Below are 12,555 nucleotides of genomic sequence, written 5' to 3'. Positions count from 1 at the left end.
GGCTTTCGTTCCTCTCGGCGAATCCAGAGAAGGAAACACGCCACTGAAATCGGCCATCTCACTCGGAGTACGCGTACTCTGGGTTCCAAGCGCGTGCGGAGTGCTCTTTTGAAGATCACCATCTTTGGACTGACGCTCTCATCGTCATGGGGCAACGGACATGCAACACCGTATCGTGCCATTCTGCGGGCACTGGCGCGCCGCGGACACGAGATCACGTTTTTTGAGAAGGACGTTCCTTATTACGCCCGGCACCGAGATTTTGTCGACTGCGACTTCTGCAACCTGGTTTTCTACGACGAGTGGCAGAACTGCCGAAGGCAAGCCCTTCGCACGGCTGCCGAGTCGGACATCGTTGTGATGGCGAGCTACTGTCCATCCGGTGCTCAGATCAGTGACGAAGTTTTCGAATACTCCCATCCCCTGGTCGTCTATTACGACCTTGACGCACCGGTAACGCTCGCGAAGTTACGTAATGGCGAATCAGTGGAGTACGTCCGCCCCGAGCAGTTGCAGGAGTTCGACCTCGTTCTGAGTTGGACGGGCGGGCGAGCACTGGACGAACTGCGTGCAGACTGGGGCGCGGAAATGGCTCGGCCGCTTTACGGTTGCGTGGATCCCGACGTCTATGATCGCCGGCCAATTCGGGAGGACTTTCGTTGCGCCTTGAGTTACATGGGCACTTACGCATGCGACCGGCAGCAGAAACTCGATGCATTGTTTCTTGAGCCCTCGCGCCGTCGCCAGGACCTGCATTTCCTGCTGGCGGGCTCACTGTATCCTTGGGGATGGCAATGGGGCCCGAATGTTACGAAAACGGAACACGTCGCCTCTGCCGATCACCCTGCCCTCTATTCTTCCTCGCGATGCACGCTGAACATCACGCGTGCTGACATGGCGGCCTCGGGCTACTGCCCATCTGGCAGGTTCTTCGAAGCCGCCGCATGCGCAACGCCGATCATCTCGGATTGGTTCGAAGGGCTTGACCGCTTTTTTACGCCGGGAGAAGAAATCTTCATTGCACACTCGGCGGAGGACACACTGGCTGGCCTGAATCAGTCGGACGGTGAGTTGCGGCGTATGGCCGAACGTGCACGCGAGCGAACGCTGGATGAGCACACAGGCGAGCATCGCGCGAAAGAGTTTCTGCGCTACTGCGATGAGGCGAGGATGCGCGTGAAACGCGATAGTCGCCCAGAGCCGTCGCATGCAGAAGGGTGGAGTGATATCGCATGATTGGCATTATTCCCGCGGCGGGCGTGGGGCAAAGAATCCAACCCCTCGGATGTTCCAAGGAGCTGTTGCCCGTGGGCTCGCGCCTGGTTGATGGAGTTCAGCGCCCCAAGGCGGTTTCTGAATACCTGGTCGAGCGCATGATCTCCGCCGGCGTGGAGCGGATCTGCATGGTGATCTCGTCGGAGAAGAGCGACATCGTGCGTTATTACGCCGAGAGAAATTACGCGGCCGAGATCTTCTATGTCGTGCAACAGAAGGCGGCAGGTCTTTGTGATGCGCTGTTTCGCGCGGAACCCTTCGTGAGAGACGATGAACAGGTGCTGATCGGACTTCCGGACACTATCTGGTTTCCTGAAAATGCCTACCGGTCGGCGGTTGAGCGAGATGATGCGGTCACGCTTGTTCTTTTTCCAGTGCTGAATCCATCTGTGTTCGACGCTGTTGTGTTGGATGACCACGGTTATGTCGAAAAAGTCGAGGTTAAGCAACCGAATCCGAATTCGCACTGGGTTTGGGGCGCCGTAACCGCGCGCGGTGCTGCATATCGCGCACTCAGGTATTTATGGGACGCACGACACCGTGAAGACGAATACCTCGGTCACCTCTTGAATGCCTATATCGAGGCGGGTAATCCTGTGCGCGCTATCAGCGTGGGCGAGCACTACATGGATGTCGGCACCATCGAGGGGTATCACGCCGCACAAGACTATCTGCGGCGATTGCGAGAAACCGCACAGAAAGCCGCATAAGAGACGTGCCCCGTTCAGAGCGGACGGGCGCAATCATCTCTCAGGCAGAGCTACGCTGTCGCGGCGCCCTGACCCATCGGAATGCGGCTGAGATTCCTGCTCAACCAGGTCTTGAAGTCCTGTAACTTGGGGTTGAGTGCCCTTGCGATGTTCGGATTCCTTGCGCCCGTGAAGTATTCGTTGAAGTCGCGTTTGAACTGGAACATGTTGCCGAGATCGTCCGCACCCGGGAATCCGAGCCCGCGATACGCGTCTGGCGAAATGCTGTTATAGACCACCTCCTGGCCCAAGGCCTTTGAGAACTCCTCGGCCATTTCGCTGCCAGTCAGATGTTCTCCCGCGATTCCGATCGTCTTACCGACCGTTTCGGCCCCCTTTTTGAAGATCCCGTAGGCGCACTTGCCGATGTCTTCGGCAGCGATGCCCGGCAGTTTCTTGTCGCCCATTGGCATGGTGATGGCAAGCTTCCCGTCAGGTCCGCGCTGCGGTCCCATTCCGAAATTAATGAAGTTGTCCCAGTAGAAAGAGGTCAGGAGGAACGTTGTTGGGACGCCAAGCTCGCGGAAGTAGTCGTCGGACTCACCTTTCGTATCCAGATGCGGGACCTTGTATTTGCCGTAAAGTGTCGGCATTCGGTTGTCGGACAGCGGAACCCACTTGCGCGTGTCCTCAAGCGTTGACCAGATGACGTGCTGGAGTCCGGTTTGTTTGGCCGCGTCGGCCAGGTTGCGAGCCTCGGCTATCTCCATCTCCGGCGAGAAGTGCGTCCAGTAGAAAGTAACGCAGTAGGCCCCGTATACCCCTTGAAAGGCTCTTATCACGCTCTCGTGGTCGTCGACATCGACCTTCACGACGTCGGCGCCCTTCGCCGCAAACTCTCTTGCGACTTTCGACTCCGGATCGCGCGTCAGAGCGCGCACCGCGAACCCGCCGTTCGGGTCATCCAGGATGGCACGTACGAGGCCGCCGCCCTGCGATCCGCTGGCACCCACAACAGCAATGACTTTCTTGTCTGGCATGGTATTCCCCCCGATTTGATGTGACTGGAAATTTGCGTGGTTCGGCGCCGACTGGGAAGCGATTTTACACCCCGGTGCAGCGGATGCGCTGAAGAATCCTTTGCGTTCTCCGTGTCCCGTTCATCCTTCGAGCAGTGGGTGGCTGCGCGACGAATGATCCCTAGCTGGTCTCGCTCTGGTTGCGCAGGATGTCGCGGATCTCGCGATTGATGCGTGCGGCATCACGTGTTGCGTTATCGATCAGTTCGACCCAGCGCTTGTTATTGTCGTCCAGCGTGGCCTGACCGAGCAGGTAGGATGCCTGCATGATGGTCTCGATGGAGTTGCTGAGGTCGTGAGCCAATGTACGCAACTGCTTGCTCAAGGCCAGGGGAATCTTGGGCGTGGTTTCCATTTGTTCTTTGGCGGACATCATGACCTCGACTCTTGCGGGCTCGGCATCAAGCCTACCACCCGTTGGAAGCGATTTGACCACCGCTTCGTTGCGTAAGGCTGAGTAATAAGGTCCGAATAACTGTACTCTCCCGTCAGGCAGCGGCGCAAACCGATCCACATTCCGCAACTAGTCCGCTCCTTTGTGTCGGATGTCCGACCGGCCACTGCCTCGGAGGACACCTCTGAGCTGCCCTTCTGAGTGACTCACGTAAGGGCTTTTGCTTAGTACGGATTACGCGCGTCTCTCCTACAATCCCTTCAATTCCCATTGGAAACAAGCGATTGCGCGCCGGCTAGCTACGCCCCCGCCGTGCATTCAGGCCAGGGAAACCGTTGAACCCCAAAACGGGGAACCGGAGATATCGCGTGCGCTCACTTTGTCTGGCACTTCTACTTAGCGTTAGCCTGGCTGCACAGGCCGGCACCTCAGTTACACCCACCACAACTCTCGCAAAAGAAACAGGAAACAACACCAGCGCTGCGAATTCGTTCGTTTCGCAGAGCAACGGCAACGTTGGCGCAGGAAACGTCAGCAAGGTCCCGCTGCGGACCTTGTTGTACGACGGCGCCCATACGAAGATCTACGCTCACTTCATGGGATGGTTCGGGCAATCGAACCACATGAACGTTGGCTACAGCTCCGCGAACCTCACGCAGGTCACCGCCCAGGTTTCCGACATGATGAGTCGCGGCATTGATGGCGCGATTATCGACTGGTACGGCCCGAACAACACCGTGCCGAATCAGACGACCGTCTATCTTAGGCAGGCGGCGGAGGCGACGAGCGGCAAGTTCGCATTTGCAGTAATGGAAGACGTCGGCGCGCTCAGCAAATGCGCGAGCACGGCCGGATGCAGCCTCAACCAGCAGGTCATCAGCGACCTGAATTACGTTTATAACAATTACGAGCCTTCGCCCGCGTACATTCGTGTCGGCGGGCGGCCTGTCATCCTGTTCTTCGGCCTCGAAAAGTACAGCCTCGATTGGAATACCATTCGCGCCGGAGTCCTCGGAAATCCTCTTTTCATCTTCCGCAATGCCGGCGGTTTCACCCACACCCAGAGCAATGGCAGCTTCTCGTGGGTGTCCATCAACAAGTCGAACCCGGACGACATCGGCCTCTCCTATCTCGACTATTACTATTCAACAGCACTCTCCTATCCCCTCGAACAGAGCTTCGCGACCGGCTACAAGGGTTTCAACGACACGCTGGCTTCGTGGAGCGCCAATCGCATCATGAACCAGAACTGCGGCCAGACGTGGCTGAAGACGTGGGCCGAGATAGGGAAGTACTACTCACTGAGCGGCGAACTCCAGCAACTGCAGGTCGTCACCTGGAACGACTACGAAGAGGGAACCGAGTTCGAGACGGGCATCGACAACTGCGTTTCAGTCGCCGGCGGAATGAATGGGAACGTAGTCACCTGGAGTATCAGTGGCCAGGAAAACACGATTGATCACTACACCGTCTTCATCTCTCTTGACGGCCAGAACCTAATGCCCGTCGCCGATGTCCCAGCGGGAACGCACTCGCTCGATTTGAACGGGTATGGCTTCGACCCGGCGAGTTACACACTGTACGTGAAGGCTGTCGGCAAGCCGTCGCTGACCAACAAGATGTCCGGACCGATCGCATGGAGCGTCGGCAACCAGGCCCCGATAGCGAAACTGTCGGTCACGCCAACATCGGGCATAGCGCCGGTTAGCGTCTCGGCGAGTACCGCCGGCTCAAGTGACCCTGACGGTACCATCGCAAGCTCAACAATCGATTTCGGCGATGGCACCTCGATCGCCGATGGGACGGCCTCGCACACCTATTCGGTCGCGGGCACTTACACGGTGAAGGCAACCGTCACCGACAATATGGGTGCGTCGTCCATCGCCACGCAAACAGTCAGCATTTCCGCGAACCAGGCCCCGGTGGCGCGATTGACCGTCAGCCCGGGCAGTGGTTTGGCTCCTCTGGCAGTCGCTGCGGATGCGACTGGCTCGAGCGATCCTGATGGGACGATAGCTTCCGCGACTATCAATTTCGGCGACGGCATCATTGTCACCGGGCTGAAAGCCAGCCATACGTACACGAATGCGGGTAACTACACGGTCACGGTCACTGTAACCGACGATCGCGGCGCGAGCAGCACGGCGACTGCAACGGTATCCGTCAGTGTCCACGTCGCCCCAACCGTCAGTCTGTCCGTGACGCCGACTTCCGGAATGGCTCCGCTCTACGTTTCGGCCAACGTGTACGCCACTGGCAACGGCGCCTCCGTTTCGTCGATCACGATCAACTGGGGAGACGGTACGACTCCGTCAAGCGGATCGAGCGCGACGCACACTTATACGAAGCAGGGGAATTACACCGTTACTGCGATCGTGACCGATTCGCTGGGCGCGACCTCCTCGGCAAGTACAGCAGTCTCTGTCACAAAGCACCAGCTTCGGCGGATGCGGACTCCAGCGCTGCTCTTCCGGGGACACGCATACTGAGTCGAGGCGAAGCTGCAAGTTGGAGGCGGGACTAGCTCTCGCCTTTAATTTCCATCATTCACCGAGAATGGTCTCAAAGTTCCGAAACAGATTCTCGGATCCTTGGATTCGGACGTGATTCGTCCTCGATCGGCGCTTATTGCTTCGAGCGATTTGACACTCTCATGTCGTCCTGTAAAATAAAAGCTGCCCAGCCAAGCAAGAGCGCGCCCCGGTCCCGGGCAGTCGCGCGAACTTCGTGCCGAAGTGGCGGAATTGGCAGACGCGCATGGTTCAGGTCCATGTACCCGCAAGGGTGTGGGGGTTCGAGTCCCTTCTTCGGCACCAAAGCTTCTTAAGCCCGCATAAATAGCGGGCTTTTCTCATTTGGTGGTATCTTGGTGTCTATAAAATTGCAAAAATAGACACCAAGGACTTACCTGTGCACGGTCAGGCCGAATCCGGTAAGCATGTTCGGATCACGAAGAAGATCCGGGTCGCCGGGGGCGTCTGGCGCTTTATTTCTCTCGACCGGATCGGGCAGCGCTACGTCTGGGACAAGCGCCAGGGGACCTACTTCCTTGAGTGGTGGGAAGGGAAGCGGCGGAAGCGGGAAAAAGCCGGGCTCACGCCGAGCGAAGCTCTGGAGGCGAAGCGTAGGAAGCGCCTGGAACTCCTAGGGGAGCTCGCGGCGGGCGGGAAGCTCCAAACACCGGCAGAAGACCAAAATACGCAGGCGACGCGGATTTCTGATGCCATCGGGCTATTCGCGAGCCACGTGAAAGCTCACTCCCCTGCAAAGCCACGAACGCTCGAGCGCTACCGCGAAGCCTTGAAACATTTCGAGCGGGTGCTCGGTGGCAAGAAGTACGTCGAAGCGATCACCCGGACGGATATCGACGACTACAAGATCGCACGGAGCAAGGAGACGTTCGGGGAGCACGAGCGCCCGGTGTCTCCCGCAACGATCAACTTCGAAGGGACCGTGCTCCGGACATTCTTCTATTACCTCATCCGCGAGCGCGGGCTCAAGATGGAGAATCCGTGCGCCCGGTTCAAACCACTCCGGGCCCAGCGGGAGCGACTCAAGCGCAGGCCCTCGGTCTACACGCAAGAGGAGCTCACCAAGCTCTGGAAGGCATGCGATACGAGGGAGAAGGCGATCTTCGCCTCATTGCTCCTCTCCGGGCTTCGGAAGCAGGAGCTTACGAACCTCACGTGGGAAGACGTTGACCTGAAGAAAGGGTCGCTGCGCATCCGTGCGAAGGGCGATTTCATCCCGAAGGACTACGAGGAGCGCGAGATTCCAATCCCGCCGGACCTTGTTGCGATTCTAAAGAAATGCAAGAGGGACTCGACCTGGGTCTTCGCGAGCAGCGAAGGGAACAGGCTCGGTCGGAACGAAATGCTGCGTCTCCTGAAGGCTGCGGCGACGAGAGCGGGACTGCAGAACGCCACGCTTCATAAATTCCGCCACACCTACGCAACGAGGCTCCTTGAAGGCGGGTGCGACATTGTCACGGTGCAGCACTTGTTGGGACATTCAGATCTGGAGACGACTCGAAAATACTTGAGCCCTGATGACGCTCTCAAGCGGAAAGCGATCAGGAAGCTGACGCTGAATTGATCTGCACCAGCTACGCGGACTCTTCGACCTCCTCTTCATCCTCTTCGGTTTCGTCCTCGTCTTCCTCGTCGGGCGGCTCGTAGCCCTCAAGGACGGTGGGCGGCTTTCGGGTTTTCAGTCCCCTCGGGCGGTGGTCGACATAGACAATCTGCGGAGCGGGTCGCGATAGGCCACATAGCCTGGCCAGCCATGAGAAGAAGGCTCCGAAAATGGCGCAGGCAAGGGCGATTGATACGACGAGTGTCACGACGATGACCAGTCCTGACAGGACCTTTTCTCCTAGCGAGGATTCATGCCACAAGTCGAAGGCATCTGCGGGAGCGAAGGGGTGCTGGAAGTTCCCGATCTCCGCACCAAAATCTCCCTTCGAGACCCCATCTGAAAACTGGGCGGACAGGTTCGTGACGGCTTCGTAGACTGCACCACGTACGGCTTGTGGTGATAAGAATCGACCGTACTCCTCAGCTTGGTAATCGCGGTAGAGGTTGAGCGAGCCTAGCTGCTCTCTGTCGCTCAACCGTGTTACAACAAGCGACAGCTCCAGGTGGAGAATCTCGTCGTCGCGGTATTGGTGGTCAAACCAATCCCAGCGGGGACGCTGGGCGATTTCTGCCTGGTCGATGAAGAGATCTACTGCGTATACGCCATCGTCGCTATCGAGGGTGTCCTCTACGCTCGAATCCGGAACCGAAGATATGCGGTGCCGCTTAAGGTCGGTAACGACAAAGTGCTCCAGATCGCGGGCATCGAGCGCTTCGGCCACGGCGTTTTGGGGTGTGATCGTGACTGAGACGGCGAGGATCTTCTCCGGCTCGGACTGTTGCGTGTTGTCCCCGGCGAATGCTGGTGTACTGCAGACGCAGACAATGATCCCGGCGAAAATCGCGGTAGTGCGAAGTCTTGGGACGTGCACGGAGGCAGGTATTCGAGGGTTCATCCCCTCCTCCTTTGTTGTGGCCGGATTCTTTTCTTGCGAATCAGGCCGGGTGAATGTAAAAGAGCTCTCGTGTAGAGCTCGGCGGGTGTAGAGTTCGTATATTGCTATAGAAATATTTTATTTCTAAAGAAATGTCAGCGTCAAGAAGAAAATCCGCGCACCCCCACATTGACTGGAAGGCCGTCGGACGCCGTGTCCGGGAGCTGCGGGGGTTCGACACGACGCAGCAGGAGCTGGCGAAGCGCCTTGGGGTGAGCCAGGGCTATTTTTCCTCCATCGAGCGCGGGGACAAGGAGATCGGAGCCGAAATCTTGCTTCGCATCAGCCGCGAGTTTGGGAAGTCGATGGAATGGTTGCTGACGGGAGAGAGCTAAAAAACAGACCGCGCGATGGCGGTCTAGTTGACGATCCTTGGGAGGTTCGGCTTCTTTTGTTTCATTTCCTCTAGGGAGAGCCACATCTGCGTAGATCGGATGAGCCCTGCTTCAAAACGCTTACGTGCCTGACGGTTCTTTTCTTCGATGGCGGCAATCTTTCCGTTCACCGTTTCGGAAAAGCGCTGGCAACGCGACCCGCCGAAAAGTCTGTCGGCGACAATGCAATATCGCTCGGCGCAGTCAATAGCGAAGAGCTGTACGAGACCACTGCAGGTTCTGGTGACCAAATGGCACGGCCACAGCAGGTGTCGCCACCAGAGGCGCTTCAAGAGAGGAAAACGGTCCAGTTCCCAGTTGTGCGCCTGCAGGAAGGCCTTGCGCTCCTTGCGTTGGTTCGCAAGAATGTCTCGTGGAAGCGTGTACAGCGAAGTAAGAGGCACAATATTCTCCTCGATCAGCTATTGAGATCAACCCGCAATGGGGCGGACGGACCTCATAGAGCCGCCGAAGAGCGTTGGGAAGGGACTTTTCAGTAAAGCACTTTTGCGGAATCTGTCAAGGTTCGGACTGCGCGGAGCGCGCAGGACTCGAGACCTCGCCGCGGGATCGGGGCGTGGATTTCTCCTGAATAGGTCGCCGGTCCTGCCGCTTTTGGACGTAAAAAAGAGCCAGGCGTTGCTGGCTCTGAGGGTTATCTGTTGCGCTGGGGGTACCACTTCAGAGGGAAGTCGATGAGGGTGATCCGGCGATCCCAACAGGCCCGACATCGACCGCAGACGTTCCCGTTCTCTTCTGCCGAGCAGCGATAGGCTCCGGCCGGAGTATTCTCCGGCGACGAGGAGACGCTACTCATGGGCATGCCGAACTTGCTCGGAGGGGCTCGATCGACGAAGTGGCTGGAGTAGCGGATGCAGAGATTCGGAGGAATCTCTCCGCCGACTCTGCGATATCGCTCGACCAGGCGGTGTTCTTTCGTGGGGAGCCAGAACTTCACCTCTGGAAGCGCGTTGCACACGGCAATGATCTTTCGCAGGTGTCGCATGTTCTGGAGGTCGCCGGAGTCATGCCACCGGAAGTGTTCCGCTCCTGAGTTGCGGATCGCCTGAACCATCCTGTCGACCCAGCGCGGGTCGCGAATGGTTCTGAGGTGGCGCTGCATTGCGCGGCGGACGGCAGGGAATCTGTATCGACCACGCATCGCGTAGCAGAATGCGCAAACGGAATGCTGCGAACGGCGGAGGCGGTGTCCGGTGCGGCAGTTATCCGCCGGGAGCGAGTAGGACGGTCCCGGCATTTTCCCCGGTTTGGAAAGAAAGCCGGTGCGCCGACGAGGACGTTTTCTTCGCGACATGGAATCCTCCCTAGCTCGGTGATTCGGGAATGCCGATCGAAGCGGGAGGGATGCCGCGAATTCGGAGTTTGCCGATGAGTTCTGCCTGGTATTCCGGGGAGAGTCGTTCAAAGAGCTCTCGCGTGCGGGCCTTGGCTTCTTCGGCGGGGATGCCGAGGAAACAGTTATGGCCGCAATCCCCTCTCAGCCGTCCCAGGAAGAATCCGTCGGAGGTTATGGTTATCTCCGCGAACGGACCAATGCCGAGACAATCGTGAAGCAGATCGCGACCGGGTTCAAGGTGAAGGATCTCTTCCTCAAGTGTGTCCATTTCGTTCTCCTTTTGGCGTTGGGTGTGGATTAGGCGGCTTGGATGATCTGGCCTTCGGGAGCGGGCTCGCTCGACATCCCGAAGAGTTGGCCGAGTTCCTGGATCGCCTGGAGCCGCGTCGTCATTGGCATCGCTTTTGCCGCGCCTGTAAAGGCGTTATGCAGGCTCCAGGACGTGCGCGGCTCGAATTCGGGGAGCTGCGGCTGGAAATAGGCGGTTGAGACTTCGGGCAGGAATCGGATCGGCATGATGCCGCGAATGAAGGCGTCGTGGATGAACGCCTTTGCTTCCTGGTCTTCGAGCGTGTGCTCCTTCAAGTGCGCGATTTCCCCGGCGAGAATGCCGAAGTGCTCCTCAAAACGGAGCACCGCTCGGCTCAGTTCGGTGCGGAGTTCGAGGCCCGAGGTGTGCTTGCGGCAGAGCGCGATCATGTCGCCCCTGAACGCCAGGTTATCGCACACAAGGACCGAGAGCCCCGCGCAGATTTGAATCGCGAAGCTCTTGTTGTTTGAGGTGCGCAGTCCCAGGGCGGCTTGTCCTTCAGGACAATCGCCATAGGCAAGCTGCAGCACCCCAAAAAGAACAGACCCGTCACGGCGAACAGCGAATTTCTCGTCGAGGATCTGGATCTGGTTCTTGGCGAGCACCAGATCCAGCGTGTCGACGAGTTCTGCGTGAGGGATCGGATGAAACGTGTTGGTGAATTCCGGAGTGGCTATCATCCGGAGCTGTTCGCGCGTGACGAGGTCGGTGTCCACGTGGGACAGTAATTGCCCATGCTGCATGGGTATCTCCTTTCAGGGTGTGAGTTTTCAAGGTGCGGCGGGAAGTGAACGGTACTGAGTTCAGCGTAGGTTTTTTGGCGAGCGATACCTAGTCACAATAAGTTCGGCACAGCCCGAAGCGCCGTGAGAGACCAATCGTGAACACTTCTGGTATGTTGAGCTGCTGAGGAAGGACGGACATGGGCAAATACGTGAGGGTGGGCGCAGCGATGCTGTTATTTTCAACCTTGACGTTTCTTAGATTTCAGCACTTCGCCCGGCAAGAAGAGGCGCTTCGCGCGTCACTACACCGGCGAGTGAATGCGCCTGAATCCGGTCGGCATGTGGTTCTTGATTGCGTGGAGATCACACCGCGATAGCTTCCGAGCAAAAAAGAAGAAGGCGTGATTTTCGTCCCGCACTCGTGTGCGGAGAACTCAGTAGTCCTCCGGGTGCATGGCGGTCCATCCGCCTCCCTCGTTCATGACGAGCCGGAGATTCGGCGGGATGCGGTAGATGTCGCCAACTTCTCCGGTATTGCCAGGATCGCCCTGGGCGAATTTGCACTTCGTGCGAAGGATCGAGGCGATGGTGCGTCCGAAACTCCCATCGAAGGCAGGCATTTCGGCCTCCACAAACGGCTTGAGATCCGCGAAGAGGTGATCTGTCATCCGGTTGATCGGAAGGCCGCGGAAGGACACGAGAGGGAACTGGCTGAGATCGACGAGAGTCCCGTCATCGACGGCCTCAGTATCTCTGTAGACGCTGATCGGCTCACCCCAGCCCCAATCCTCCGCTTTGGTTTCCGAGGCGGTCATCTCGTCCATGAGTTCTTTCATCTCGTCCGCGGGGATATCCTCGTAGTTCGACTGCGGAACGTTAGACATATGAATTAATGCTTTCTCCAGCGGAGAGTGATTAGGTGTGGGTGCCCGCTGGCTGCCAGCCACGCTCCGGCCACAGCGAGAGGGGTTCCCCGATCTCATCAAGGTGGAACGTCGCAGACAGATACAAAAAGAAAGGCCTGCCGAATTCGGCGGGCTCATTAGGTATCGAGACCTTGAAGAGTTGGGGTGCTCGCTACACTGCGGAGAAGGCGAGGAGATGAGATTATGGATTTTGACCTGCAGCAGAATTCGAGGCTTGAGGCCTCGAATTCGTCGTGAGGAACAGGACGCGGATTTTGTGTTGGTTTGGAGCTGAAAGGCCCGCGAGAGCACGCTTTGGCGTTGTTCAATTTGCAAAGCAAATGCCCGCCGAATTCCGAGATTCGGCGGGCAAAAC

General features: G+C 58.0%; 13 protein-coding genes and 1 tRNA gene. 6 read left to right on the top strand and 8 right to left on the bottom strand.

The genetic code is table 11. The annotated features are described in order from the left end of the window. The first annotated feature begins 108 nt into the window (after window positions 1-108). Complete coding sequence (locus ROO76_07360) at window positions 109-1,236, top strand: glycosyltransferase (protein ID MDT8067971.1); 1,128 nt, start codon at window positions 109-111, stop codon at window positions 1,234-1,236. Next, entirely contained in the window at window positions 1,233-1,985 is a 753-nt protein-coding gene (locus tag ROO76_07355) for a sugar phosphate nucleotidyltransferase (protein ID MDT8067970.1), read from the top strand. Before ROO76_07360 ends, ROO76_07355 begins: the two co-directional genes overlap by 4 nt. 50 nt (window positions 1,986-2,035) lie before the next feature. Here the strand turns inward: ROO76_07355 and ROO76_07350 are convergent, their stop codons facing one another. Then, a complete protein-coding gene (locus ROO76_07350) occupies window positions 2,036-3,004 on the bottom strand; it encodes an NmrA/HSCARG family protein (protein ID MDT8067969.1) in 969 nt (322 codons plus the stop codon). A gap of 160 nt (window positions 3,005-3,164) precedes the next feature. Further along, window positions 3,165-3,419 carry a hypothetical protein gene (locus ROO76_07345; GenBank protein MDT8067968.1) on the bottom strand — a complete coding sequence of 85 codons (255 nt, stop codon included), beginning with the start codon at window positions 3,417-3,419 and terminating at the stop codon, window positions 3,165-3,167. A 386-nt stretch (window positions 3,420-3,805) separates the two neighbouring features. Here ROO76_07345 and ROO76_07340 point away from each other — a divergent pair, with 386 nt between their 5' ends. The 3 genes from ROO76_07340 (at window position 3,806) to ROO76_07330 (ending at window position 7,532) form a co-directional block, all read left to right on the top strand. Then, window positions 3,806-5,926 carry a PKD domain-containing protein gene (locus ROO76_07340; protein ID MDT8067967.1) on the top strand — a complete coding sequence of 707 codons (2,121 nt, stop codon included), beginning with the start codon at window positions 3,806-3,808 and terminating at the stop codon, window positions 5,924-5,926. 240 nt (window positions 5,927-6,166) lie between these two features. Then, window positions 6,167-6,253 (top strand) — tRNA-Leu (locus tag ROO76_07335). A 94-nt stretch (window positions 6,254-6,347) separates the two neighbouring features. Further along, the gene (locus tag ROO76_07330) at window positions 6,348-7,532 is read left to right on the top strand and encodes a tyrosine-type recombinase/integrase (GenBank protein MDT8067966.1); all 1,185 of its coding nucleotides are present in this window, start codon (window positions 6,348-6,350) and stop codon (window positions 7,530-7,532) included. Between the two features lie 10 nt (window positions 7,533-7,542). Here the strand turns inward: ROO76_07330 and ROO76_07325 are convergent, their stop codons facing one another. Then, the gene (locus ROO76_07325) at window positions 7,543-8,469 is read right to left on the bottom strand and encodes a hypothetical protein (GenBank protein MDT8067965.1); all 927 of its coding nucleotides are present in this window, start codon (window positions 8,467-8,469) and stop codon (window positions 7,543-7,545) included. A 131-nt stretch (window positions 8,470-8,600) separates the two neighbouring features. Here ROO76_07325 and ROO76_07320 point away from each other — a divergent pair, with 131 nt between their 5' ends. After that, window positions 8,601-8,843, top strand: a complete 243-nt coding sequence (locus ROO76_07320; protein ID MDT8067964.1) for a helix-turn-helix transcriptional regulator — start codon at window positions 8,601-8,603, stop codon at window positions 8,841-8,843. A 23-nt stretch (window positions 8,844-8,866) separates the two neighbouring features. Here ROO76_07320 and ROO76_07315 read toward each other — a convergent pair whose 3' ends face one another. The 5 genes from ROO76_07315 to ROO76_07295 all read right to left on the bottom strand — a co-directional run bounded on the left by ROO76_07315 (window position 8,867) and on the right by ROO76_07295 (window position 12,158). Further along, window positions 8,867-9,286 (bottom strand): hypothetical protein, encoded by a 420-nt coding sequence (locus tag ROO76_07315; GenBank protein MDT8067963.1) that lies wholly within the window; start codon window positions 9,284-9,286, stop codon window positions 8,867-8,869. Between the two features lie 251 nt (window positions 9,287-9,537). Next, window positions 9,538-10,197: a hypothetical protein gene (locus tag ROO76_07310; protein MDT8067962.1), complete on the bottom strand. Its 660-nt coding sequence runs from the start codon at window positions 10,195-10,197 to the stop codon at window positions 9,538-9,540. A 10-nt stretch (window positions 10,198-10,207) separates the two neighbouring features. Continuing rightward, the gene (locus tag ROO76_07305) at window positions 10,208-10,507 is read right to left on the bottom strand and encodes a hypothetical protein (protein ID MDT8067961.1); all 300 of its coding nucleotides are present in this window, start codon (window positions 10,505-10,507) and stop codon (window positions 10,208-10,210) included. Between the two features lie 29 nt (window positions 10,508-10,536). Further along, the gene (locus ROO76_07300) at window positions 10,537-11,292 is read right to left on the bottom strand and encodes a DUF932 domain-containing protein (GenBank protein ID MDT8067960.1); all 756 of its coding nucleotides are present in this window, start codon (window positions 11,290-11,292) and stop codon (window positions 10,537-10,539) included. A gap of 416 nt (window positions 11,293-11,708) precedes the next feature. After that, on the bottom strand, window positions 11,709-12,158 hold the full coding sequence (locus ROO76_07295) for a hypothetical protein (GenBank protein ID MDT8067959.1): 450 nt from the start codon (window positions 12,156-12,158) through the stop codon (window positions 11,709-11,711). Window positions 12,159-12,555: the final 397 nt, after the last annotated feature.

The sequence above is a fragment of the Terriglobia bacterium genome, assembly GCA_032252755.1.
GTDB lineage: Bacteria > Acidobacteriota > Terriglobia > Terriglobales > Acidobacteriaceae > JAVUPY01.
This window is presented reverse-complemented; position numbering and strand designations above follow the sequence as displayed.